This window comes from Rhodovulum strictum, assembly GCF_009649175.1.
GTDB lineage: Bacteria > Pseudomonadota > Alphaproteobacteria > Rhodobacterales > Rhodobacteraceae > Rhodovulum > Rhodovulum strictum.
The window spans coordinates 16,399-40,810 of record NZ_WJPO01000022.1 but is presented as its reverse complement, the minus strand read 5'-3'; the positions used below and the strand labels follow the sequence as shown (position 1 = coordinate 40,810).

23 protein-coding genes are annotated in these 24,412 nt (G+C 67.8%); 8 read left to right on the top strand and 15 right to left on the bottom strand.

Translation table 11 applies throughout. The annotated features are described in order from the left end of the window. Positions 1-13 precede the first annotated feature (13 nt). Both groL and GH815_RS13400 read right to left on the bottom strand, forming a co-directional pair. Positions 14-1,651 (bottom strand): chaperonin GroEL, encoded by a 1,638-nt coding sequence (groL, locus tag GH815_RS13405; RefSeq protein WP_153749279.1) that lies wholly within the window; start codon positions 1,649-1,651, stop codon positions 14-16. 42 nt (positions 1,652-1,693) lie between these two features. Then, the gene (locus tag GH815_RS13400) at positions 1,694-1,981 is read right to left on the bottom strand and encodes a co-chaperone GroES (RefSeq protein WP_153749278.1); all 288 of its coding nucleotides are present in this window, start codon (positions 1,979-1,981) and stop codon (positions 1,694-1,696) included. A gap of 247 nt (positions 1,982-2,228) precedes the next feature. Here GH815_RS13400 and GH815_RS13395 point away from each other — a divergent pair, with 247 nt between their 5' ends. The 6 genes from GH815_RS13395 to GH815_RS13370 all read left to right on the top strand — a co-directional run bounded on the left by GH815_RS13395 (position 2,229) and on the right by GH815_RS13370 (position 7,192). Next, positions 2,229-3,149 (top strand): manganese-dependent inorganic pyrophosphatase, encoded by a 921-nt coding sequence (locus tag GH815_RS13395; protein ID WP_153749277.1) that lies wholly within the window; start codon positions 2,229-2,231, stop codon positions 3,147-3,149. 44 nt (positions 3,150-3,193) lie between these two features. Beyond that, positions 3,194-4,063, top strand: a complete 870-nt coding sequence (locus GH815_RS13390) for a TIGR01459 family HAD-type hydrolase (RefSeq protein ID WP_153749276.1) — start codon at positions 3,194-3,196, stop codon at positions 4,061-4,063. A 128-nt stretch (positions 4,064-4,191) separates the two neighbouring features. After that, complete coding sequence (locus tag GH815_RS13385; RefSeq protein ID WP_153749275.1) at positions 4,192-4,635, top strand: MaoC family dehydratase; 444 nt, start codon at positions 4,192-4,194, stop codon at positions 4,633-4,635. A gap of 32 nt (positions 4,636-4,667) precedes the next feature. Continuing rightward, positions 4,668-5,627, top strand: a complete 960-nt coding sequence (locus GH815_RS13380; RefSeq protein WP_153749274.1) for a bifunctional riboflavin kinase/FAD synthetase — start codon at positions 4,668-4,670, stop codon at positions 5,625-5,627. A 3-nt stretch (positions 5,628-5,630) separates the two neighbouring features. Then, positions 5,631-6,101 carry a YcgN family cysteine cluster protein gene (locus GH815_RS13375; protein WP_153749273.1) on the top strand — a complete coding sequence of 157 codons (471 nt, stop codon included), beginning with the start codon at positions 5,631-5,633 and terminating at the stop codon, positions 6,099-6,101. A gap of 2 nt (positions 6,102-6,103) precedes the next feature. Next, positions 6,104-7,192 (top strand): threonine aldolase family protein, encoded by a 1,089-nt coding sequence (locus GH815_RS13370; RefSeq protein ID WP_343030871.1) that lies wholly within the window; start codon positions 6,104-6,106, stop codon positions 7,190-7,192. A 47-nt stretch (positions 7,193-7,239) separates the two neighbouring features. Here GH815_RS13370 and katG read toward each other — a convergent pair whose 3' ends face one another. Then, positions 7,240-9,411, bottom strand: a complete 2,172-nt coding sequence (katG, locus tag GH815_RS13365; protein WP_153749271.1) for a catalase/peroxidase HPI — start codon at positions 9,409-9,411, stop codon at positions 7,240-7,242. Between the two features lie 163 nt (positions 9,412-9,574). Here katG and GH815_RS13360 point away from each other — a divergent pair, with 163 nt between their 5' ends. Then, a complete protein-coding gene (locus tag GH815_RS13360; RefSeq protein WP_153749270.1) occupies positions 9,575-10,468 on the top strand; it encodes a LysR substrate-binding domain-containing protein in 894 nt (297 codons plus the stop codon). A 48-nt stretch (positions 10,469-10,516) separates the two neighbouring features. Here the strand turns inward: GH815_RS13360 and GH815_RS13355 are convergent, their stop codons facing one another. From GH815_RS13355 to GH815_RS13340, 4 genes are read right to left on the bottom strand one after another with little or no spacing between them, the layout of a single operon-like run. Further along, positions 10,517-11,347, bottom strand: coding sequence for a trypsin-like serine peptidase (locus GH815_RS13355; protein ID WP_153749269.1), 831 nt, complete (start codon positions 11,345-11,347; stop codon positions 10,517-10,519). A 45-nt stretch (positions 11,348-11,392) separates the two neighbouring features. After that, positions 11,393-12,679 carry a glycolate oxidase subunit GlcF gene (gene glcF / locus GH815_RS13350; RefSeq protein ID WP_153749268.1) on the bottom strand — a complete coding sequence of 429 codons (1,287 nt, stop codon included), beginning with the start codon at positions 12,677-12,679 and terminating at the stop codon, positions 11,393-11,395. A gap of 4 nt (positions 12,680-12,683) precedes the next feature. After that, on the bottom strand, positions 12,684-13,883 hold the full coding sequence (locus tag GH815_RS13345; RefSeq protein ID WP_153749310.1) for an FAD-binding protein: 1,200 nt from the start codon (positions 13,881-13,883) through the stop codon (positions 12,684-12,686). Positions 13,884-13,933: 50 nt separating this feature from the next. After that, on the bottom strand, positions 13,934-15,367 hold the full coding sequence (locus GH815_RS13340) for an FAD-linked oxidase C-terminal domain-containing protein (protein ID WP_153749267.1): 1,434 nt from the start codon (positions 15,365-15,367) through the stop codon (positions 13,934-13,936). 158 nt (positions 15,368-15,525) lie between these two features. Between GH815_RS13340 and GH815_RS13335 the strand changes: the two genes are divergently transcribed. After that, positions 15,526-16,155: a hypothetical protein gene (locus GH815_RS13335; RefSeq protein WP_343030870.1), complete on the top strand. Its 630-nt coding sequence runs from the start codon at positions 15,526-15,528 to the stop codon at positions 16,153-16,155. A gap of 26 nt (positions 16,156-16,181) precedes the next feature. On the opposite strand, the gene GH815_RS13330 is transcribed toward GH815_RS13335, so the two are convergent. The 8 genes from GH815_RS13330 to GH815_RS13300 all read right to left on the bottom strand — a co-directional run bounded on the left by GH815_RS13330 (position 16,182) and on the right by GH815_RS13300 (position 24,293). Next, complete coding sequence (locus GH815_RS13330) at positions 16,182-17,432, bottom strand: c-type cytochrome (protein WP_211365084.1); 1,251 nt, start codon at positions 17,430-17,432, stop codon at positions 16,182-16,184. Between the two features lie 4 nt (positions 17,433-17,436). Beyond that, positions 17,437-17,568: a hypothetical protein gene (locus tag GH815_RS19405; protein ID WP_281354793.1), complete on the bottom strand. Its 132-nt coding sequence runs from the start codon at positions 17,566-17,568 to the stop codon at positions 17,437-17,439. After that, complete coding sequence (locus tag GH815_RS13325) at positions 17,565-18,644, bottom strand: Mrp/NBP35 family ATP-binding protein (protein ID WP_153749266.1); 1,080 nt, start codon at positions 18,642-18,644, stop codon at positions 17,565-17,567. Before GH815_RS13325 ends, GH815_RS19405 begins: the two co-directional genes overlap by 4 nt. 102 nt (positions 18,645-18,746) lie before the next feature. Then, positions 18,747-19,757, bottom strand: a complete 1,011-nt coding sequence (locus GH815_RS13320; protein WP_153749265.1) for a formate dehydrogenase subunit gamma — start codon at positions 19,755-19,757, stop codon at positions 18,747-18,749. A 20-nt stretch (positions 19,758-19,777) separates the two neighbouring features. Then, a complete protein-coding gene (fdh3B, locus tag GH815_RS13315; protein ID WP_153749264.1) occupies positions 19,778-20,374 on the bottom strand; it encodes a formate dehydrogenase FDH3 subunit beta in 597 nt (198 codons plus the stop codon). 15 nt (positions 20,375-20,389) lie between these two features. After that, on the bottom strand, positions 20,390-23,347 hold the full coding sequence (locus GH815_RS13310; protein WP_153749263.1) for a formate dehydrogenase subunit alpha: 2,958 nt from the start codon (positions 23,345-23,347) through the stop codon (positions 20,390-20,392). A 3-nt stretch (positions 23,348-23,350) separates the two neighbouring features. Then, positions 23,351-23,611, bottom strand: coding sequence for a formate dehydrogenase (locus GH815_RS13305; protein WP_153749262.1), 261 nt, complete (start codon positions 23,609-23,611; stop codon positions 23,351-23,353). Between the two features lie 43 nt (positions 23,612-23,654). Beyond that, complete coding sequence (locus GH815_RS13300) at positions 23,655-24,293, bottom strand: TorD/DmsD family molecular chaperone (protein WP_170290351.1); 639 nt, start codon at positions 24,291-24,293, stop codon at positions 23,655-23,657. Positions 24,294-24,412: the final 119 nt, after the last annotated feature.

Below are 24,412 nucleotides of genomic sequence, written 5' to 3'. Positions count from 1 at the left end.
CCCGAGGGATGGATTACATCATGTCCATGCCGCCCATGCCGCCCATGCCGGCACCGGCCGCTTCCTTCTTCTCGGGCTTGTCGGCCACCATCGCTTCGGTGGTGATCAGCAGGCCCGCAACCGAAGCAGCGTCTTCCAGCGCGGTGCGGGTCACCTTGGCCGGGTCGATCACGCCGAAGGCGAACATGTCGCCATATTGCTCGGTCTGCGCGTTGAAGCCGAAGTTCTTGTCGGCGCTCTCGCGCACCTTGCCAGCGACCACGGCACCGTCCACACCGGCGTTCTCGGCGATCTGGCGCAGCGGCGCTTCCAGCGCCTTGCGGATGATCGCGATGCCAGCGTTCTGGTCCTCGTTGGCACCGGTCAGGCCGTCAAGCACCTTGCCCGCCTGCACCAGCGCCACGCCGCCGCCGACCACGATGCCTTCCTGCACGGCCGCGCGGGTCGCGTTCAGGGCGTCATCGACGCGGTCCTTGCGCTCTTTCACCTCGACTTCGGTCATGCCGCCGACGCGGATGACGGCAACGCCACCGGCCAGTTTCGCCACGCGCTCTTGAAGCTTCTCGCGGTCGTAGTCCGAGCTGGTTTCCTCGATCTGGGCGCGGATCTGGCCGACGCGGGCCTCGATCTCGGCCTTGTCGCCGGCACCGTCGATGATGGTGGTGTCGTCCTTCTTGATGAGGACCTTCTTGGCGCGGCCCAGCATGTCGAGGGTGACGTTTTCCAGCTTCATGCCCAGGTCTTCCGAGATCACCTGGCCGCCGGTCAGGATCGCGATGTCCTGAAGCATGGCCTTGCGGCGGTCGCCGAAGCCCGGCGCCTTGACCGCAGCGATCTTGAGCCCGCCACGCAGCTTGTTGACGACGAGCGTGGCCAGCGCCTCGCCCTCGACATCCTCGGCAATGATCAGCAGCGGCTTTTGCGACTGGATCACGGCCTCAAGCAGCGGGACCATCGGTTGCAGCGAGCTGAGTTTCTTCTCGTGCAGCAGGATCAGCGCGTCATCGAGTTCCGCGGCCATCTTGTCGGCGTTGGTCACGAAATAGGGCGAAAGGTAGCCGCGGTCGAACTGCATGCCTTCGACGACTTCGACCTCGGTCTCCATCCCCTTGTTCTCTTCGACGGTGATGACGCCGTCATTGCCGACCTTCTGCATCGCGTCGGCGATGAAGCGGCCGATATTGGCCTCGCCATTCGCCGAGATGGTGCCGACCTGGGCAACTTCGTCGCTGTCGCTGACGGGACGCGAGGCGGCCTTGATCGCCTCGACCACGGCATTGGTGGCCAGGTCGATGCCGCGCTTCAGATCCATCGGGTTCATGCCCGCGGCGACCGATTTCATGCCTTCGCGGACGATGGCCTGGGCCAGAACGGTGGCGGTGGTGGTGCCGTCGCCGGCCTCGTCATTGGTGCGGCTGGCCACTTCCTTGACCATCTGCGCGCCCATGTTCTCGAACCGGTCCTCCAGTTCGATCTCCTTGGCAACGGTCACGCCATCCTTGGTGATCCGGGGGGCACCGAAGGATTTCTCGATGACGACGTTGCGGCCCTTGGGGCCCAGGGTGACCTTCACCGCGTCGGCGAGGGTGTTCACACCCTTCAGCATGCGGTTGCGGGCATCGGTATTGAACTTGACGTCCTTGGCAGCCATTGCGCTTGCTCCTGGTTGTCCGAATTACGTTGTTGCGACGGCTCAGGCGAGAATGCCGAGGATGTCGCTTTCCTTCATGATCAGCAGTTCCTGGCCGTCGATCGTCACCTCGGTGCCCGACCATTTGCCGAAGAGCACGCGGTCGCCGGTCTTGACCGACATCGCGATCAGCTCGCCCGAATCCTTGCGCGCACCTTCGCCGCAGGCGATGACTTCGCCCTCGGCCGGTTTTTCCTTCGCGCTGTCGGGGATGATCAGACCGCCCTTGGTCTTCTCGTCGCTTTCCACACGGCGGACCAGAACCCGGTCATGCAGCGGTTTGAATGCCATCTTTGAACGCTCCTTGGTTCAGGGTGTGATCTGTTGTCACTCGCACCCGTTGAGTGCTAACGGCGCTGAGTTAGGCACAAGCCGAAAGCCTGTCAAGAAGCCGCAGGGCGAAAAAATTCTCGCGCCTGCCCCTTTAAAATACGGCGCGCCCACCGTCACGAAACCTTTGCCTGCCGCCCCCGTGACAAGCCCCGCGCCCCTGCCTATAAGGGCGCCCGACCGACATTCCTGACAAGCGGACATTCCCATGACGATCAAGGTCCTTGGCCACAAGTCCCCCGACACCGATTCCACCGGCTCGCCGATCATCTGGGCCTGGTATCTTTCCGAAGTCCAGGGCCGCAAGGCCGAGGCGAAGCTGCTGGGCGAGCCCAACACCGAGGCGAAATTCGTGCTTGGCCGCTGGACCCTGCCCCAGCCCGAGATCATCGCCGATGTCGCGCCGGGCGAGGATGTGGTCGTGGTCGACACCAACAACCCCGCCGAACTGCCCGCCTCGATCAACGAGGCCAATGTCATCGCGCTGATCGACCACCACATGCTGGTCGGCGGGCTCAAGACGCGCGCGCCCATCGACATCACCGTGCGCCCGGTCGCCTGCACCGCCACCATCATGCATGACCTGATGGGCACGGATGCCGCGAAAATGCCCGCGGCGATCAAGGGCACGATGCTGTCCTGCATCCTGTCCGACACGCTGGAATTCCGCTCGCCCACCACCACGCCCGCAGACAAGGCGCTGGCCGAGGCGCTGGCCGCCGATCTGGGTTTGTCGATCCCCGACTATGCCGCCGAGATGTTCGCCGCCAAGTCCGATGTCTCGGCCTTTTCGGATGCCGAACTGCTGCGGATGGATTCCAAGGAATACGAGATCGCGGGCAAGCAGTTCCGCGTCTCCGTTCTGGAAACCACCTCGCCCAGGACGGTACTCGACCGCAAGGCCAGCCTGATGGAGTCGATGGTCACGGTTGCCCGGGAAGACGGCGCCGATCAGGTGCTGCTGTTCGTGGTGGACATCCTGCGCGAAGAAGCGACGCTTCTGGTGCCGAACGATCTGGTCAAGCAGATCGCCGAGAAGAGCTTTGCCGCCACGGTCGCGGGCGACACGGTCGTTCTGCCCGGCATCGTCAGCCGGAAAAAGCAGATCCTGCCCGCCCTGCAACTCTGATCCCAAGGGGCGCCCGCCGCGGCGCCCCCATCCAAGGACCGCCCATGACCCCGATCATCGACCGCCTGGACGAGGTTTCCGCCCGCTACCGCGCGCTTTTCGTCGATCTGTGGGGCTGCGTGCATAATGGGCGCGAGGCGTTCCCCGACGCGGTCGCCGCGTTGCAGCGCTACAAGGCGGGCGGCGGGGTCGTGGTGCTGCTGACCAACGCGCCGCGCCATCGCAAGGCGGTCGCGGGCCAGATCGAGCGTATCGGCGTTCCCGCCGATTGCTGGGACACCATCGCCACCTCGGGCGATGCGGCGCGGGCGGCGATGTTCCGGGGTGCGGTCGGGCAGCGGGTCTTCTTCATGGGCACCGACGAGGATGAGTCTTTCTTCGATCCGATCCGGATCGTCGAGAACCCGGTCGCGATCGAGCGCGTCCCGCTGGACCAGGCCGAGGGCATCGTCTGCACCGGCCCGTTCGACGCCCATGCCGCCCCCGCAGAGCTGCGCCCGCAGCTGCTTTACGCCAAGAACAAGGGCATGAAGCTGCTTTGCGCCAATCCCGATATCGTCGTGGACCGGGGCGAGACGCGGGAATGGTGCGGCGGCGCGGTCGCGCAGCTTTATACCGAGATGGGCGGCGAGAGCCTGTACTTCGGCAAGCCGCACCCGCCGATCTACGATCTTGCCCGCCAGCGGCTGGCACAGATTGCCGAGGTGCCCGACTACCAGATCCTGTGTATCGGCGACGGCATCGCGACCGATATCCGCGGCGCGCTGGGCGAGGATCTCGATTCGATCTTCATCACCGGCGGGCTGGCCGCCGCCGAGACGCAAACCGGCCGCGCCCCCGACCCCGCCGCACTGTCGGCCTATCTGTCGCGCGAAATGGCAAGCCCCACCTATGCCATGGGCTTCCTGCGCTAGACCACGCCGCACGCAACAAAGTTGCGACGCCTGCGGGTTCCGTAACGAAATATTACCCTTCGCCGTTGCAGGCTGGGACCGGCTTCGCTATGCTGCACCGCAACATGAGAATCCGGGGAGCCGGGGGAATGCTCGACAACATGCCACGCGGAACCATCTGCATCGAGGATCTCGAGGTCGGCATGGTCCGCCACCTGCGCAAGGAGGTGACGGATCGCGACATCGAGTTGTTCGCCGAGGTCTCGACCGACCGCAATCCGGTGCATCTGGATGACGATTACGCGATGGACACCATCTTCGAGGGCCGCATCGCGCATGGCATGCTGACCGCGGGGCTGATCTCGGCGGTGATCGGCGAACAGCTTCCGGGGCATGGCACGATCTATCTGGGCCAGACTCTGAAATTCCTTGCCCCCGTGCGCCCCGGCGATGTCGTGCTGGCCGAGGTCGAGGTGATGGCCATCGACTACGGCAAGCGCCGCGTGACGCTGGACACCCGCTGCCTGGTCAATGGCAAGCCCGTCCTCAAGGGCGAGGCGACGGTGCTGGCGCCGACCAAGAAATTCGATTGACGCGGCCCGGCCTTGGGTGCAATCCCGGGCCGATGAAGACCTTCACCACATGGGCAGGCGCCCCCCTGGGCGAACGTGGCGCGGTGGCCGCGCTGGGCAATTTCGATGGCGTGCATCTTGGCCACCGCACGGTGATCGAGGCTGCCCGGACCGAGGCCGCGCGGCTGGGCGTGCCGCTGGGCGTCGTTACCTTCGAACCCCATCCCCGCCAGCATTTCGCGCCCGACGCCCCGCCTTTCCGGCTGATGAATGCCGAGGCGCGCGTGAACCGGATGGCCAAGCTGGGCATCGACCACCTGTATGAACTGCCCTTCGACAGCAGGCTTGCCGGGCTGACCCCCGAAGCCTTTGCCCGCGAGGTGCTGCATGAGGGGCTGGGGCTTGCCCATGTCGTCGTCGGCCAGGATTTCCGCTTCGGCAAGGGGCGCGCGGGCGATGTCGCGGCGCTTCGCCAGTTCGGCGACGAACTGGGCTTTCGCGTGACCGCCGTCGATCTTCTGGAAAACGCGCATGGCGAGGTGTCCTCGACCGCGATCCGCGAGGCGCTGACCGATGGCCGCCCGCGCGATGCCGCGGCCATGCTGGGCCATTGGCACCGGATCGAGGGCGAGGTGCTGCACGGCGATTCGCGCGGTCATGCGCTGGGCTATCCCACCGCGAACATGTCGATCCACGGCCTGCACCGCCCGCGCTTTGGCGTCTATGCGGTGCGCGTCGATGTGCTGTCCGGCCCGCATGCCGGCAGCCATGACGGCGTCGCCTCGATCGGGGTGCGCCCGATGTTCGGCGAGAACGTGCCCAATTGCGAAAGCTACCTGTTCGACTTCAAGGGCGACCTTTACGGCACGCATCTGTCGGTCGCGCTGGTCGAGTTCCTGCGCGACGAGGCGAAATACGATAGCCTCAACGCGCTCGTCGCCCAGATCGAGCGGGATTGCGCCCGCGCCCGCGAGATCCTCGCCACGGAACCGCCCCTGCCCTGGCGGCCCTAGGCCATGTCAGACCCCATCGACCGCACCGGCCTGCGCCCCCGCTTCTGGGAAAGGGTGCCGATGCAGAAGCTGACCCCAAAGGAATGGGAGGCGCTCTGCGATGGCTGCGGCAAATGCTGCCTGAACAAGCTGGAAGATGCCGATACCGGCGAGGTGGTCTTTACCCGCATCGCCTGTCGTCTGCTGGATGATGACACCTGCCGCTGCGGCAATTACGACTGCCGCAAGGCAATCGTGCCCGAATGCGTGGTGCTGACGCCGAAGAACATCGCCGACATTGCCTATTGGATGCCCGCCTCCTGCGCCTATCGCCGTCTGTGGGAGGGCAAGCCGCTGCTCGACTGGCACCCGCTGGTCTCGGGCGATGCCGAAAGCGTCCACCGGGCGGGCGTGTCGGTAAGGGGCTGGACACTGCCTGAATTCGATATTCCCCTCGAGGAGTGGGAAGACCACATCATCGAAGAGGAGCTTTGATCGTGCATTTCGCCTCGGACAACACCGCGCCCGTACCGCCCCAGATCCTGGAGGCGCTTATCGAGGCCAATCACGGCCACACCATGCCCTATGGCAATGACGTGACCACGACCGAGGTGCGCGACGCAATCCGCATCGCCTTCGAGGCGCCCGAGGCCGAGGTGTATCTGGTCGCCACCGGCACCGCAGCGAATGCGCTGGCGCTGGCCTGCCTTTGCCCGCCCTGGGCCACGATCTATTGCCACCAGAACGCCCATGTCGAAGAAGACGAATGCGGCGCGCCCGAATTCTTCACCGGCGGCGCCAAGCTGACGCTGGTGGGCGGCGATCATGCGAAGGTGGACCCCGACGCGCTGGCCCGCGCCATCGGCTTCACCGCGCGGGCGGGCGTGCACAATGTCCAGCGCGGCGCGGTCTCGATCACCAATGCGACCGAGGCGGGTGCGGTCTATTCCCCGGCCGAGGTCGCGGCGATCTGCGCCGTGGCGCGGAAAGCGGGCCTGCCGGTGCATATGGACGGCGCGCGCTTTGCCAATGCGCTGGTCTCGGCGGGGTGCAGCCCGGCCGAGATGACATGGAAGGCGGGCGTCGATGTGCTGTCCTTTGGCGGCACCAAGAACGGGCTGATGGGGGTCGAGGCGGTGGTGCTGTTCGATCCCGCCCGCGCCTGGGAATTCGAGCTTCGGCGCAAGCGCGGCGGGCATCTTTTCTCCAAGCACCGGTATCTGTCGGCGCAGATGGCAGCCTATCTCAAGGACGATCTGTGGCGCAAGATGGCCACGCGCGCCAATGCCGCCGCGCAGCGCCTGTCCTCCGGCATCGCCGCGCTGCCCGGCGCCACGCTTCTGCACCCGACCCAGGCCAATTCCGTCTTCGCCGCCTGGCCGCGCGAGGGGCATCGCCGGGCCCAGAAGGCGGGCGCGCAATATTACCTCTGGCCGATGGACCAGTCGCTGGACGGCCCCGGCGATCAGCCGCTTTCGGCCCGTCTGGTCTGTTCCTGGTGTACCACGGATGACGAGATCGACGCCTTCCTGCGGCTGGTCGAGGGCCATTCCGACAGCGTGATCGCCCCCGGCCCCCACGCCTGAACGGGCGACGGCCACCCCCGCAAGGCTGCGGGGATGGCCGGTTTCGCTTATGCCGCCAGATCGAAGCGGTCGGCGTTCATCACCTTGACCCAGGCCGCCACGAAGTCCTGAACGAACTTTTCGGCGTTGTCGTCCTGGGCATAGACTTCGGCATAGGCCCGCAGGACCGAGTTCGAGCCGAACACCAGATCGACCCGGCTGGCCGTCCACTTCACCGCATCCGACTTGCGGTCGCGGATCTCGTAGACGCCGCCCTCGGCAGGCACCCATTTATAGGCCATGTCGGTCAGGTTCACGAAGAAGTCACTGGTCAGTGCGCCTTCGCGGTCGGTGAACACGCCATGCCGGGTGCCGCCGTGATTGGTGCCCAGAACCCGCATCCCCCCGACCAGAACGGTCATCTCGGGCGCGGTCAGGCCCATCAGTTGCGTGCGGTCCAGCAGCAGTTCCTCGGGGCTGACGACGTAATCCTTCTTGAGCCAGTTCCGGAAGCCATCGGCCAGCGGTTCCAGCACCGCAAAGGATGCCGCGTCCGTCATCTCGTCGGTCGCGTCGCCGCGGCCCGGCGCAAAGGGCACCTCGATGTCATGGCCCGCGGCCTTGGCGGCCTGTTCGATCCCGACATTGCCCGCCAGCACGATGGTATCGGCCAGCGACGCCCCCGCCGCAGCGGCCAGCGGCTCCAGCACCGACAGCACCTTTTGCAGCCGCGCAGGCTCGTTGCCCTCCCAGTCCTTCTGGGGCGCCAGACGGATGCGCGCGCCATTGGCCCCGCCCCGCATGTCCGACCCGCGGAAGGTCCGCGCGCTGTCCCAGGCGGTCGCCACCATCTCGGCAATCGACAGGCCCGATGCCGCGATCTTCGCCTTCAGCGCCGCCACATCATAAGAGGTGGACCCCGCCGGAACCGGATCCTGCCAGATCAGGTCTTCGGTCGGCGCCTCGGGTCCGATATAGCGCGTCTTCGGCCCCATGTCGCGATGGGTCAGCTTGAACCAGGCCCGCGCGAACACCTCCGAGAAATAGTCCGGATCCTTGTGGAACCGCTCGGAGATCTCGCGATAGACCGGGTCCATCTTCATCGCCATGTCGGCATCGGTCATGATCGGGTTGTAGCGGATCGAGGGATCCTCGACATCGACCGGCTTGTCTTCTTCCTTGATGCCGATCGGCTCCCATTGCCAGGCACCGGCGGGGGATTTCTTCAGCTCCCAGTCATAGGTGAACAGCAGGTAGAAATAGCCGTTGTCCCACTTGGTCGGATGGGTGGTCCAGGCGCCCTCGATGCCGCTGGTCACGGTGTAGCGGCCCTTGCCCGACTTGTTCGGGTTCGACCAGCCAAAGCCCTGTTCGCAGACATCCGCCGCCTCGGGATCGGGGCCCAGCAGGCTGGCATCGCCATTGCCGTGGCACTTGCCGACAGTGTGCCCGCCCGCGGTCAGCGCAACGGTCTCCTCGTCATTCATCGCCATCCGGGCAAAGGTCTCGCGCACCTGCGCGGCGGTCTTCAGCGGGTCGGGCTGGCCGTTCACGCCTTCGGGGTTGACGTAGATCAGGCCCATCTGCACGGCGGCCAGCGGGTTTTCCATGGTCGCGGGATTGTCGAGATCCTCGTAGCGCGAATCCGACGGCGCCAGCCATTCCTTCTCGGCGCCCCAGTAGATGTCCTTTTCGGGATGCCAGATATCCTCGCGGCCGAAGGCGAAGCCATAGGTCTTGAGCCCCATGGATTCATAGGCCACGTTGCCCGCCAGGATGATCAGGTCGGCCCAGCTGATCTTGTTGCCGTATTTCTTCTTGACCGGCCACAGCAGCCGCCGCGCCTTGTCCAGGCTCACGTTGTCGGGCCAGGAGTTCAGCGGCGCGAAACGCTGGTTGCCGGTGCCGCCGCCGCCCCGGCCATCGGCGATCCGGTAAGTGCCCGCCGCGTGCCAGGCCATGCGGATCATCAACCCGCCGTAATGGCCCCAGTCGGCCGGCCACCAGTCCTGGCTGTCGGTCATCAGCGCACGCACGTCGGCCTTGAGCGCGTCATAATCCAGCGTCTTGACCGCCTTGCGGTAGTCGAACCCCTTCAGCGGGTTGGTCTTGGTGTCATGCTGATGCAGGATGTCCAGGTTCAGCGCGTTCGGCCACCATTCCATGACAGTGCTGTTCATCGCGGTGTTCCCGCCATGCATCACCGGGCATTTGCCGGTCGCCATGTCGTTTCCGTCCATTCGGGTTCTCCTCTGATGGTCATTGGCCGGGGGTCGGGAAGGGGCGCCGGCCTGTGTGCCGCACCACCCCCGCGCGAATCCGCCCCCGGATCACAGATTGCTTCTAGCATCTATTATCATTATTGGAATTTTGAAGTTCTAATGACAGCGATAACCTTAGGCTATGATTGGCCTCACCCTCAAGCATCTGCGCTATTTCGAGGCGCTGGCCCGGCACCGCCATTTCGGCCGCGCCGCCGAGGATTGCGGCATCTCGCAGCCCGCCCTGTCGGTGCAGATCAAGGAGCTTGAGGCGCTGCTGGGCGCCCCCCTGATCGAACGCAGCGCACGCCAGATCCGCCTGTCCGGGCTGGGCGAGGCGCTCGCCGAACGCGCCCGCGGCATCCTGCGCGAGGTCGAGGAACTGGACGATCTTGCCCGCGCCGCGCGGGGCAGCCTGACCGGGCGGCTGCGGATCGGGGTGATCCCCACCATCGCGCCCTATCTTCTTCCCGGCTTCATCACCGCGCTGGGTGCGCAGAACCCCGATCTGGACATCCGCCCGCGCGAGGCGGTCACCCAGACGCTGATCCGCGATCTGGTCGAGGGGCGGATGGATCTGGCCATTGTCGCGCTGCCCGTCTCGGAACCCGCCTTGCACGAGGAACCGCTGTTCGACGAGGATTTCGTGCTGGTCCGCCCGCTTGCCGATGCCGACCGGCCGGTGCCCTGTGCCGAAAGGCTGCGCGAGATGCGGCTTTTGCTGCTGGAAGAGGGGCATTGCTTCCGCGATCAGGCGCTGTCCTTCTGCGCCCCCACGACCCGCGCGGCGCGCGACCTGATGGAGGGCAGTTCGCTTGCAACGCTGGTGCAGATGGTCGGCGCAGGCATCGGCGTCACGCTGATCCCCGAAATGGCCATCCCGACCGAAACCCGCTCGGCCGCCGTCTCGGTCGCGCGCCTGCCCGCGCCCTGCCCGAAACGCACGGTCGGCATGGTCTGGCGCCGGACCAGCCCGCTGGCCCCGCAATTCGCGGCGATCGCGGGGATGCTGCGCCCCGCCTGCCCCGAAGCCTGACGCAAGGACGGACATCGGCCCCCCAGCCCGTCCGGGGCGCGTCCAGGGTCAGGGACGCACGAACCGCGCGCCGCCGGTCTCGCGCGCGCCGCCCTGGCCGAACTGGCGCGGCGGCGGCCCGCTCTGGGCGATCCCCCCCTCGCCCGCCGCAAGCTGCGCCTGCAACAGCGCAAGCGACGCGCCCAGCGTGGAGCCCAGCGCCACCGGCCGCGCATTCCACGCCGCCTTGGCAGACACAACCGAGACGATCCGCGGCACGCCCCCTTCGACCCGGAAGACCGGCGCGCCCGAGGCGCCGAAATCCACCGCGCAGGACAGCATGACGACACCGGGTTGCCCGGCCAGCACATGGCAAACCTCTTGCAGCGAGGGCGCCTCGGACCGGCCCTCGGCATAGGACACCACGCCCACCGCGGCGCCCATGCGTGGCCGATCCCCGGTTTCGAAGGGGCGCAGCCCCGGCAGCCGGATCGCCTGTTCAAGTTGCAGCAGCGCCAGATCATGGGCTACACGCGCAATGTCGTCCGGCGCATCGTAGCGATATTCGGGATGAACGATGCCGCGGCGCACCCGCCGATACGCCTCGGCCCGGCCATTGCGCCAACCCGCCAGAAATTCCAGACCGGACAGCGGAACCGGCGCCCCGCTGGTCTTGTCGAACAGGCAATGCGCCGCGGTCAGCACCAGATCCGGCGCGATCAGCGCCCCGGTGCAGAAGCCTCGCCCGTCAAGCTCGATCCGCCCGACCGCCTGCCAGCCCTTTGCGGCGTCGCCATTCTCCAGCGCGCGCAACGGCCCGTCCCCGGCCGCCGCGAGCCCCGCGCCAAGCCAGACCACAAGCCCGGCCAGCGCCGGGAAATGCCACCAGTTCCGTCCCATCGCGCGGGCATAGCACCCGCCCGGGGCAGGATTATGGCCGCGCCCCTAGCCTGCATCCAACGCCCGTGGTCGCGGCCCGCCCGTCGCCCAGTCCAGCAATTCGACCGTATGCACCACCGGAACCCCGGTGCCCGAACCGATCTGCATCATGCAGCCGATATTGCCCGTGGCGATCACCTGCGGATCCCGCGCTTCCAGGCTCTGCACCTTGCGCGCCTTCAACTCGGCCGAGATCTCGGGCTGCAACAGGTTGTAGGTGCCTGCCGAGCCACAGCACAGATGCGCATCCGCCGGCTCCACCACCTGAAACCCCGCCCGCTGCAACAGCGCCTTGGGCGCGGTCCTGATCTGCTGGCCATGTTGCAGCGAACAGGCTGCGTGATAGGCCACCCGCATCCCGCCCCGCCCCTCGGGCAGGCCCAGACGCTCGACCAGTTCGGAAATGTCCAGCGCCCGTTCCGCCACGGCCCTTGCCTCTGCCTCCAGCGGATCGCCCGCGAACATGTGGCCGTAATCCTTGATCGTCGTGCCGCAGCCGCTGGTATTGACCACGATCGCATCCAGCCCCTCGCCCGCGATCTCGGCGCTCCAGGCCCGGATCGCGCGCGCCGCCATCGCGTGACTGTCGCCCGCGCGCCCCATGTGATGGGTCAGCGCCCCGCAACAGCCCATGCCGCGCGCGATCACCACCTCGCAGCCCAGCCGCCGCAGCAGCCGGATGGTGGCATCATTGATATCGGTATCCAGCACCCGCTGCGCGCAGCCCGTCAGCAACGCCACCCGCATCCGCCGCGCGCCCAGCGCGGCAAAGACCTGCGGCCGGTCGTTCGGGCTGCGCTTCGGCAGGCGTTCGGGCACCATCGCCAGCATCGCCCGCAGCCGCGCATCGGGCAGCAGCCCCGCCACCGGCCGCCCCAGCCTTGCCAGCCGCATCGCCACCCGGAACCGCGCCGGATAGGGCAAGGTCTTGGCCACCAGCCAGCGCAAGGCCCGGTCGCGGAACGGGCGGCGATAGGTCCGCTCGATATGGGCGCGGGCGTGATCGACCAGATGCATGTAATGCACGCCAGAAGGGCAGGTCGTCATGCAGGCCAGGCAGGACAGGCAACGGTCGATATGCCGGACCGTCTTTTCATCCGCAGGCCGGTCATTCTCCAGCATGTCCTTGATCAGGTAGATGCGCCCCCGCGGGCTGTCCAATTCGTCGCCCAGAACCTGATAGGTCGGGCAGGTCGCGGTGCAGAACCCGCAATGCACACAGGCGCGCAGGATCTCGTTCGCCCGCGCGATGCCGGGATCGCGCAACTGGTCTTCGGTGAAATGCGTCTGCATCGCGCTAGCTCATCAGCCCGGGGTTCAGAATGCCGCGCGGATCGAACTGCGCCCGAAGCCCGCGCGCCAGCGCCGCCAGCGGCGCCGGCGCGGGCTGGAACACCGGCACGGCGGCGCGCAAGGGCTCCGGCCCCTTGACCAGCGTTGCATGCCCCCCGCCCAGTTCCGGATCGGCCATTTCCTCCTGGAGGTCGCGATGAAACCGGATCGCCCCCGAGATCGCATCCTCGGCCCCGTAACGCGGCACATAGTCTGCCGCCTGCGCCTCGGTCATCCCGATCCAGCACAGGCCCCCGGCCCAGTCCACCACGCAATCGAACCGCGCCGTGCGATCCAGATCCGCGCGCAACCCGGCCCGCATCGCGCCGGGCGCCATCGACACCCGCCAGACAAAGGCATGGCCCGCCAGGGCCTCGACATCCCGGATCGACCGCCAAAGCCGCGCCACCGCCTCGGCCCCGGTCTCGACCGTCACCTCGCCCAGATCGGCCAGCAGAGCGGTCAGCCGCCCCGCGCGATAGCCAACCGAGCCCGCGAACCCCTCAAGCCGCAGATGCACCTCGGCCGCCCCCGGCAGCCAGGCGGCCCCCGACACCTCGAAGGGGCTCTTCATCGCCCGCGTCATCGCCTCGAAGGCCCGCGCCCCATCCGCCCCGTGCAAGGTCAGGCTCGCCGCGCTTTCGGGCACCGGCAACAGCTTGAAGGCCACCTCGCTCAGCACCCCCAGCGTGCCCCGGCTGCCCGCCATCAGCTTGACCAGGTCATAGCCCGTGACATTCTTCATCACGCGCCCGCCATTGCGGATCACCGCCCCCCGCCCATCGACAAGGCGCACTCCGATCAGGCTGTCGCGACAGGCCCCCGCCTGCACCCGGCGCGGCCCCGAGACATTGCCCGCCACCACGCCCCCGATGGTCGGCACGCCGGACCTGCCCAACAGCCCCCGATGATCCATCGGCTCGAATGCCAGCCGCTGCCCCTCCCCCGCCAGCACCCGCTCGACCTCCTCCAGCGGGGTGCCTGCGCGCACCACCAGCGTCAGCGCGCCGGGCTCATAGAGCACCACGCCCGAAAGCCCCGCCACCGACAGCAGATCGCCCTCGATCGCGCGTCCCACCGGCCGCGTCCCCCCGCCGACAATCCGCAGCGGCCCCGGCGCCGCGGCCACCGCCTCGGCCAGTTCCGCCTCCGTCCCCGGTATCATCATTCTTCTGGCTCCAAATATCCTCGGGGGTGAGGGGGCAGACAGCCCCCTCACCCCGCCCGCCGCCCCGCGCTCGCGTCCAGCGGGAAGACCTTGGCCGGGTTCAACAGCCAGCCGGGATCGAACACATCCTTCACCCGCATCTGCGCCTCCAGATCGGCCGCGTCGAACTGCACATCCATCAGGTCGCGCTTCTCGATGCCCACCCCATGCTCGCCGGTCAGACACCCGCCGACCTCGACGCAAAGCTTCAGGATCGCCGCCCCGAACGCCTCGCAGCGTTCCAGATCGCCGGGCTTGTTGGCATCGAACAGGATCAGCGGGTGCATGTTGCCGTCGCCCGCATGGAATACATTGGCCACGCCCAGCCCGAATTCGGCCGACATCTCGCCGATCCGGCGCAGCACATGGGGCAGGGCCGACACCGGGATCGTGCCGTCAAGGCACATGTAATCGCCCAACTGCCCCATCGCGCCAAAGGCCGATTTCCGCCCCTTCCATATCGCGACACTTTCCGCCTCGGACCCGCTTTCGCGCAGCTCGACCGGATCATGCCTGCGCGCGATCTGCTTGATCAGGCCCAGTTGTTCGTCGATCTCGGCCGCGCTGCCCTCGACCTCGACGATCAGCAGCGCCTCGCAATCGGGATAGCCCGCGCCTGCAAAGGCTTCGGTCGCGCGGATGCAGGGGCGGTCCATGAACTCGATCGCAACGGGCAGCACGCCCGCCTTGATGATGTCGGCGACACAGGCGCCGGCCACTTCGGAACTGTCGAACCCCATCAGCACCGGCCGCGCGCCCTCGGGTTTCGGCAGGATGCGCAGCGTGGCCTCGGTCACCACGCCCAGTTGCCCTTCGGAGCCGCAGATCACCCCCAGCCAGTCATAGCCACCCGCATCCAGATAGGCCCCGCCGATCTCGACCACGGTGCCATCCATCAGCACCAGCGTGATGCCGAGCAGGTTGTTGGTCGTCACACCGTATTTCAGGCAATGCGCACCGCCCGAATTCATCGCGATATTGCCCGCGATGGCACAGGCCAGTTGCGAGGACGGATCGGGGGCATAGAAGAACCCCTCGGCCTCGACCGCGCCGGTCACGCTCAGATTGGTGCGCCCGGCCTCGACCCGGATGATGCGGTTGTCGTAATCGACCTCCAGCACCCGGTTCAGCCGCGCCACGCCCAGGATCACGCAATCCGCCGTCGGCATCGCGCCACCCGCGAGCGACGTGCCGGACCCGCGCGGCACCACCGGCACGCCCTCCTCGTGGCAGATGCGCAGCACCGCCGAAACCTGTTCGGTCGAGCCGGGCAGCACCACCGCCATCGGCGGGCAGCGATAGGCGGCGAGCGCGTCGCATTCATAGGCGCGCGTCTCGGCCGGATCGTGGATAACCGCGCCCTCGCCCAGCACCTCGGCCAGACGCGCCACGACATGATCCTTCTTCGCGATGACCGCGGCCTTGGGCACGGGCATGTCCATCGGCGCATCTCCCCCTTAATTGGTAAGGAAATATAACCAATACCCTGCGCTGACAAGCGCTTTCCCGATCCGCGACGCCCCATGCGCAAGCACCGGCTCGACAGACGGGCGCGGCCGGGGTAGCCAGTGACCGACAGCACCGACCCGACGGAGACCCCGTGACCGCGATCCGATCCCCGCTTGCCGCGCTGATGCTGCTGGCTGCCCTGACCCTGTCAGCCTGCGGCGCCGGACCCGGGCCGGAGCGCTACGGCCCACCGCCCGCCGCCCCCGAGGAGGTGACCGCGCTGGCACGCACTATCCAGGATCTGGGCCCCGGCATCGACCCCGCCGAAGCCGCCCGCGCCGCCGAGATCGCGCATGCCCATGCCCGCCAGCTGGCGCGCGACTATCGCGTGACCGACCCGCCGCTGGTGCATAACACCAAGGTCAACATGGGCCTGCGCGACCGGGGCCTGTGCTATCAATGGGCCGAAGACATGGAGGCGCGGCTTGGCGAGGAAGGCTTCCGCACGCTGCAACTGCACCGCGCCATCTCGCCCGGCGACCGGCTGTTCCGGATCGACCATTCCACGGTGATCCTCAGCCGCCGGGGCGACCCGATGGAGGCGGGCGTGGTGCTGGACCCATGGCGTTCGGGGGGCGAACTGTTCTGGTCGCGTACCACCGAGGATCCGAAATATGCTTGGCGCCCCCGCGCCGAGGTTCTGGCCGAGAAAGCCGCCGCCGCGGGCCTGACCGACACCGCCTCGACCCGGAACATGACCGCGACCGCAGCGCAGAGATAGGGGTTTTGCGGCGCGCAAGCGACTGCCTAGCGCGTCATCCGCGCCAGGAAGTCTGTCAGCGCGCGGCGATCCTCGGGGTCGGACAGGCGCTGTTCGGGCATGCGGCTGCCGGGGGTGTAGCTTTCGGGGCCACGCTCGAACAGCGCCGCGACGGTTTCGGGCGTCCAGGTCAGGTGCATGGCGCGCAGGGCGGGCGAGAAATCATAGCCCGGCAGGCTGGCGATGCGGCGGCCGAAAATCCCGTGCAGCGAGGGACCGGCACGGTTGCCGCCCTCGGGTGTCAGGCTGTGACAGACGGCGCAGGCCCGCCAGATCTCCGCCCCGCGGCTGCCATCGTCGAACTGCTCGGCGGGCGCGGCGGCACCTGTGCCGAGGGGGGCGCCGCTGGCAAGGCTCCAGCGCCGGATCATGCCGTCTGCGCCGCCGGTCAACAGCGTCTCGCCGCTCAGCGCCAGCGCCCAGACCGGCCCCTGCCCCGGCTCGATCCGGTGGCGAACTCCCAGATCGGGCAGGTCGAGCACCCAGACCGTGCCATCGACCGCCGCCGCCGCAACCGTGTCGGCGCTGGCGGCCACGGCGACCAGCGGGCGGTCGGTCAGGAAGCGTTCGGGCCGCAACGCGCCCTCGGGGGTGAAGCTGCGCAGCGCGCCATCGGCGAAGACCACCGCGACCGCCTCGCCCGCGATGGCCAGCCCGTTGGGCAGATCGGGCAGATCGGCCGCGGCCAGCAGGGTCAGGTCGGGCGCGCGCAGCGTCAGGCGCAGGTCGCTGCCCACCGTCACGATGCGCCCGTCAGCCAGCACGCCCAGCCCGGCGATGCGGTCGCGATGGGCGGGGTCCAGCGTGATGGCTCCGGTCGCAAGCTCGATCCGTTGCACCTGCCCGTCCCAGCCTGCGGCCAGCAGGGTGCCGCCGTCCGGGGTCACGGCCAGCGCGCCGACCGGGGCGCGGTGGGGGGTGCCGGTCAACCGGGGTTCGGTGCCGGTGGCCGCCCAGATCGCCACGCGCCCGTCCTGTCCGCCGGTCGCCAGCGCGCCATCGGGCAGGATCGCGGTCGCCGTCACAGCCCCGTCGTGGAAGCGCAACACGCGCCGCGCGGTGGCCTCGGGGGCATCCCACAGGATCGCACGGGTATCGAAGCTGCCCGACAGGACAAGCGCACCCGCCGCCGCCAGCGCGCCGACCGGCCCGCCATGGCCGCCCAGATCCTGCGCCTCTGCCGACAGGCCAAGGGCCAGCGCGGCCCCCGCCGCAAGGGGAAAAAGGCGCCCGGCCACGCGGTCAGTTGCTCAGCCGGACGCCTTCGGTCGAAAAGCTGTCCTGTGCGGTCTGCTGGAAGCCCTGGTCGAGAACGTAATGCGCGGTCACGGCCATGACGACGGCCATGGCAGCGGCGAAAAGAAAGGCTTTCATCCCGGGATCTCCTCTTTTGTGGTCGGTGTCGGGGGGACCAGCGCCGCCGCGATGCTGCGGGCCAGTGCCTGATAGATCTGGCCCAGCGGGCCGTCGGGGTCGAGTGCCGTGACCGGCTGGCCGCGATCCGAGGCGTGGCGCAGCTCCATCGTCAGGGGCACGGGGCCAAGGAAAGGCACGCCAAGGCGGGCGGCCTCGGCCTCGGCGCCGCCGGTGCCGAAGATCGCATGCGTGCTGCCGCAGGTCGGGCAAAGGAACTGCGCCATGTTCTCGATAAGGCCCAGGATCGGCACGTCGAGCTTGCGGAACATGGCGATGCCGCGCCGCGCGTCGATCAGCGCCAGATCCTGCGGGGTCGAGACGATCACCGCACCCGAAAGCCGCGCGCCCTGCGCGATGGCAAGCTGCGCGTCGCCGGTGCCGGGCGGCATGTCCACCACCAGCACGTCCAGCCTGCCCCAATCGACCTCGGCCAGCATCTGGGTGATCGCCGACATCACCATCGGCCCGCGCCAGATCATCGCGGTTTCCGCATCGACCAGAACGCCCATGGACATCGCCTTGAGCCCGAACGCCTCCATCGGCAGCAGCCTGCGCCCCGGCCCAAGCCGCGGCTGGCCGCGCAGTCCCAGCAGCGTCGGCGCCGAAGGGCCGTGGATATCGGCATCCAGAAGCCCCACCGCCAGCCCCTGCGCGCGTAGCCCCAGCGCGAGGTTGACCGCCGTGGTGGACTTGCCCACGCCGCCCTTGCCCGAGGCGACCGCGATCACATGGCGCACCCCGGGCAGGATCGCGGGCCTGCCCGGTGCCGGGGCTGGGGCCTCGCCCGTCAGCACGGCCTGCGCCCGGGCGACACCGGGCAGCGCGGCCAGAACCGTCTCGGCCGCGGCACGCAAACCGGCAAAGGCCGGGGCCTCGTCTCGGGTGACGCGGATCGCGGCGGTCACAAGACCCGCGCTGGAACTCAGCCCCGCCAGCCGGTCCGACGCGCCCAGCGTGCCGCCCCCCGGCAGCGGCAGCGGCGCCAGCGCGGCCCGGGCCCGGGCCAGAAGCGTTGTGTCGGTCTCGGCATTCATTGCGGGCTTGTCCGTCGGGTTGCGGTCAGGGAAATGGCCCGCCCCCTGCGGGCCGGGCCATCGCCATCCGTAAGGCCCTGCCGCATCCCGGCAGGGCATGGCCTATTCCGCAGGCGTGGCGGCCGCACCCGGTTTCCCGGCGGCCCCCTTGCCGTGGCCCACTTCTTCCTCGACCCAGAGCGAATGGTGCTCCTTGGCCCAGTTCAGATCAACCTTGCCCGAGCCCATGGCGGAAAAGGCGCCCTGCATCCCCAGCGAGCCGATATAGATATGCCCGAAGATCACCACCGACATGAAGGCCGCGAACAGCGCGTGGATCACCTGATAGGTCTGCCATTCGGCCGGCGAACCGGCAAGCCAGGGGAACAGCATGAAGACACCGGTATAGGACAGGCCCACACCGCCCAGGATCACCATCCAGAACAGAAGTTTCTGGCCTGCGTTGAACTTGCCCGCAGGCGGATGCAGCCCGCGCGTGAACAGACCGCCCGCGACCTTGAGCCAGTTCACATCCACCTTGCTTGGCAGGTTGCGCCCGACCCAGGTCACGAAGACCCAGACCAGCCCCAGCATGAAGGGCCAGGCCATGAAGTTATGCGCCAGCTTGAACCAGGCGCTGAGCGTGCCGAACGTGTCTTCGCCGACCAGCGGCAACAGCGTCCAGCGCCCGACCACGAAATTCAGCCCGGTCAGCGCCAGCACCACGAAGCTGCACGCCAGCAGCCAGTGCCCGAAGCGTTCGATGCCGTCGAAGCGTTCGATCACCCGGCCGGAAAAGCCGGAATCGATGCGGATGCGCCCGCGATAGGCATAGAACGCGGCCAGGATCGTCAGTGTCACCAGCACCGCGGCGACCGAGATCACCCGCAAGGTGGTGCCCTGGATACCGGCCCAGCCCTTGTTGCCGGGCTTGATCAGCGCCCCGGCGCGCTCGTCGGGGATCGAGACGCGCCCGGCGACGAAATCGCCGGTTTGCAGCGCGCGCATCAACTCCTGTTCCTGCACGGAACTGGCGGTCGGGTTGACCTGCGCCTGTGCGGCGGGGGCCGCCAGGGTTGTCAGGCTGGCCAGCAGCACCAGCATCGGCAGTCGCGAGATCAGGGTCTTCAGCATGTCGGTTCCTCCCTGCCTACTCAGACCGTGACCGTGTCGCCATAGGCGGTGCGCCAGCCCCAGGCCCCCGAGCCATAGCCGCGCGTCACCACCCGCTCGCGGTAGATCTCGGCGATGATGTCGCCATCGCCTGCGAGCAGCGCCTTGGTCGAGCACATCTCGGCGCAGATCGGCAGCTTGCCCTCGGCCAGCCGGTTGGCGCCATACTTGACATATTCCGCCTGGCTCATGTCGGCCTCGGGACCGCCCGAGCAATAGGTGCATTTGTCCATCTTGCCGCGGGTACCGAAATTGCCGACCTGCGGGTATTGCGGCGCGCCGAAGGGGCAGGCGAAGAAGCAATAGCCGCAGCCGATGCAGGTGTCCTTGTTGTGCAGCACCACCGCGTCATCGGTGGTGTAGAAGCAGTTCACCGGGCAGACCGCCGCGCAGGGCGCGTCGGTGCAGTGCATGCAGGCCATCGAGACAGACCGCTCGCCCGGCAGACCGTCATTGATGGTGACGACCCGGCGGCGGTTGATGCCCCAGGGGACTTCATGTTCGTTCTTGCAGGCGGTGACGCAGGCGTTGCATTCGATGCAGCGGTCGGCGTCGCAAAGGAATTTCATCCGTGCCATGGCGCGCGCCTCCCCTTACGCCGCTTCGATCTGGACGAGGGTGACCTTGCCCTCATGCATGCCCGTCACCGGGTCGTAGCCATACGAGGTCACCACGTTGACGGATTCGCCCAGCACGATGGGGTCGGTGCCCTGCGGGTAGTTGCCCCGCTGGTCGACCCCCTGGAACCACCCGGCAAAGTGGAAGGGCATGAAGGCCACGCCGCGGCCCACCCGTTCCGTCACCAGTGCCTTGACCCTTGTCCGGCTGCCGCCTTCGGGGCCCTTGACCCAGCACCAGCCGCCATCGACGATCCCGCGATCGGCGGCATCGCCCGGGTTGATCTCGACGAACATGTCCTGCTGCAACTCGGCCAGCCACGGGTTCGAGCGGGTCTCCTCGCCGCCGCCCTCGTATTCGACCAGCCGCCCCGAGGTCAGGATGATCGGGAACTGGCCCGCCAGCCCCTGATCCACCGCCGTCTGCTGGATGGTGCGGCCGATATTCGGCATCCGCTGGAAGCGGGCATCGTCCAGCGCGGGCCAGGACGCCACCAGATCGGGGCGCGGCGAATAGATCGGCTCGCGGTGGACCGGGATCGGGTCGGGCAGGTTCCAGGCGACCGCGCGGGCCTTGCCATTGCCGAAGGGCACGCAGCCATGTTCGATGGCCACCCGCTGGATGCCGCCCGAAAGATCGGTGGACCAGGAAACGCCGCCCGGATTCTCGCCGCCGATGCGCAGGATCACGGCCAGTTCCTCGGCGCTCAGATCGCCGTCCCAGCCCAGTTCCTGCAACAGCGCATAGGTGAATTCGGGATAGCCGTCCTCGATCTCGGAACCGACCGGCCAGCTACCTTCGGCCAGCAGCGTCTCGCCGTCGCGCTCCAGCCCGAAACGCGGCCGGAAGGCGCCGCCGCCATCCTTCACCGGGATGTTCGGGTTATAGAGGATATGCGTGCCCGGATGGCGGAAGGCCGCCGTTCCCCAGCAGGGCCAGGGCAGCCCGTAATAATCCCCGCGCACTTCTTCGGGCGCATCGGGACCGGCGCGCAGCGTCACCAGATCGAAATGCTGCTGGTTGGCCATATGGGCCTTGAGCCGCTCGGGGCTCTGGCCGGTATAGCCGGTGGACCAGCCGCCGCGATTGATCTCGCGCAGGATGGATTCCGGCGTCGGCTCGGACCCGAACTTGCCCTGCACCATCTCGTAATTCTTGAACATCTGCCCGGCAAAGCCGAGCCGGTCCGCAAGCCGATGGATCACCGCGAAATCATTGTCGCTTTCGAAGATCGGCTCGACGATCTTTTCGCCCCATTGCACCGAGCGGTTCGAGGCCGTGCGCGAGCCCGACACCTCGAACTGGGTGCAGATCGGCAGCAGATAGGTGTTGTCGGTGCGCGAATGCAGCGCGGTGAAGGTTGTCGGATGCGGGTCGGCCACCACCAGAAGGTCGAGCGCGTCCATGCCCTTCTGCGCGTCGATCATCCGCGGCACGGTGTTGCCGCCATGACCGAAGACGATCATCGCCTTGATGTTGTCGCGCTGGTCGACCTCGTCGGCATCCATGGTCGTGGCGTCGAACCAGCGGGTTGAGGTGATGCCGGGCACGCCCATGTTCTGCTCGGGCGTGCGCGCATCGCGGCCCGCCTTGGCCGGGACCGCGTCGAAGCGGCTGACGAAATAGTCATAGGGCACGTCCCAGACCCGCGCCCAATGCTTCCAGGCGCCTTCGCCAAGGCCGTAGTAACAGGGCAGATTGCCCACATCGAGGCCGAAATCGGTGGCGCCCTGCACGTTGCAATGGCCGCGGAAGATATTGGCCCCGGTTCCCGGGAAGCCCACATTGCCGGTCGCCAGCAGCAGGTCGCAATAGGTGCGCACGTTCGCCGTGCCCACCGTGTGCTGCGTGCCGCCCATGCACCAGATGAAGGTCGAGGGGCGCTGCGTGGCGAACAGCTCGGCCACCCGGCGCAGCGTGTCGCCGGGGATGCCCGAGATGTCCTCGACCACCTCGGGCGTATAGGCTTTCACCGCCTCGCGGATCTGGTCCATGCCGTAGACGCGGCTGGCGATGAAGTCGCGATCCTCCCAGCCGTTTTCGAAGATGTGCCACATGATGCCCCAGATGATGGCGATATCGGTGCCGGGGCGCATGCGGACATATTCGGTGGCGTGGGCGGCGGTGCGGGTAAAGCGCGGGTCGATGACGATGACATTCGCGCGCTGCAACTCCTTGCCCTCGAGGATGTGCTGAAGCGAGACGGGATGCGCCTCGGCCGCGTTCGAGCCCATGAAGATCACGGTCTTGGCGTTGCGGATGTCGTTGTAGCTGTTGGTCTGGGCGCCGTAACCCCAGGTATTCGCCACGCCCGCCACGGTGGTCGAGTGGCAGATCCGCGCCTGGTGATCGACATTGTTGGTGCCCCAGAAGGCCGCGAACTTGCGGAACAGATAGGCGCCCTCGTTCGAGAACTTGGCCGAGCCCAGCAGATAGACGCTGTCCGCCCCAGAGCGGTCGCGGATCGCCAGCATCCGCTCGCCGATCTCGTCGATGGCCTGATCCCAGCTGATGCGGCCCCATTCGCCGCCCTGCTTCTTCATCGGGTATTTCAGCCGCCGGTCGCCATGCACCAGTTCGCGCACCGCCGCGCCCTTGGCGCAATGGGTGCCGCGGTTGATCGGGCTCGCCCAGGCCGGTTCCTGCCCGACCCAGACGCCGTTCTGCACCTCGGCCTTGACGGTGCAGCCGACCGAGCAATGGGTGCAGATGTTCTGCCGGATCTCGATCGGCTGGCCGTGATCGGTCGGGCCGGCCTCGGCCCGGCGGGTCATGCCGGGGCCAAGCGCCCCCGCGGCGGCAAGCCCCCCGACGGCAAGCCCGGAACTGCGCAGGAAGCTGCGCCGGTCGATGGGTTTCGCCGCCAGCCCCGCGGCCAGTTCCGCCAGACGGCCGGTCTGCGCGGCGTCGCGGGTTCTGCGTTTGACAAGCATGGCTCAGCCCTCCGTCCGGGTGTAACGGTTGGTGCGGTAATAGGTCAGGATGTGCTCGGTCTCGCGATAGCGGGCGCGGGTGCGTTCCTCGCCCACCTGCCGCGCCGCGGCCGGGCGGGCGCCGCCCATGCCCAGCGCACCGCCCGCGGCGACACCGGCTGCCATCCCGAAAAACCCGCGCCGCCCGATCCCTGTCTCGTCAGCGGCGGTCTGACCAACGGCGGTCTGGCCGCGGTTTCCCCGGCCTGCATCGTCCCGTGCCATCTGTCCTCCCCTCTCGCCGGCGTGCCGCGCGGCGCGTCTCCACTCAGGTTCCCGTGCCGGTCCCCCTGCCCGTGCCGTGACCGGCCAGGGCAAAGGCCCGGGTCTCGATATCGACGATCAGCCGGCCGATCTCGGCCAACGGACGGTAGAAGGCCGCGCCGGGCGCGATGGCCAGATCGTCGAAGAACTGCCCCGCCCAGGGGGCAATATGCCGACCGAAGAATGCCGCCTGCGCCGCCATGACGGCGGGCAGTTTCCCTGCGGCCATGTCAGCCATCACCTCGAAAACAAAGGCGATATGGTCCTCGGGTTCGTGCCGGTCCGCGGCGCGGGCGACGCCCAGCCGGGCCAGATCGGCGCGCAGTTCGGCCAGCGGGCGTTCGTTCAGAAAACCCGTCATGTAGAACGAGGCATGCGGCAGCAATTCGCCCCGCCCGACCCCGATGAACAGTGTGAAATATTCCCGCTCGACCGCGCCTGCATCGGTCTGCGCCGCGGCCCGGGCCAGCGCGTCATAGGCCTGCCCCAGCGGCGTCGCATCGCCCGACAGCCCCGCGACAAGCCGCAACAGCGCCTCCGAAGGCGGCCCGGCCAGCAGCGCCGAGACGAAGCGATACTGCTCGCTTCGCAAGGCGTCGGCGGCTTCGATGGCTGGCTCCACGAGCGGGAGGCTTGCTGTCATTCTGCCAGTTCCCTCTGCATGCCAGAGCATACAATCAGACGGGGTATTCTTTCAAGCTGCCACAAAATGACACATAGGCAATCATTTTTTTAGCCTTTCCCCGGCGGCTGCGGGTCGGG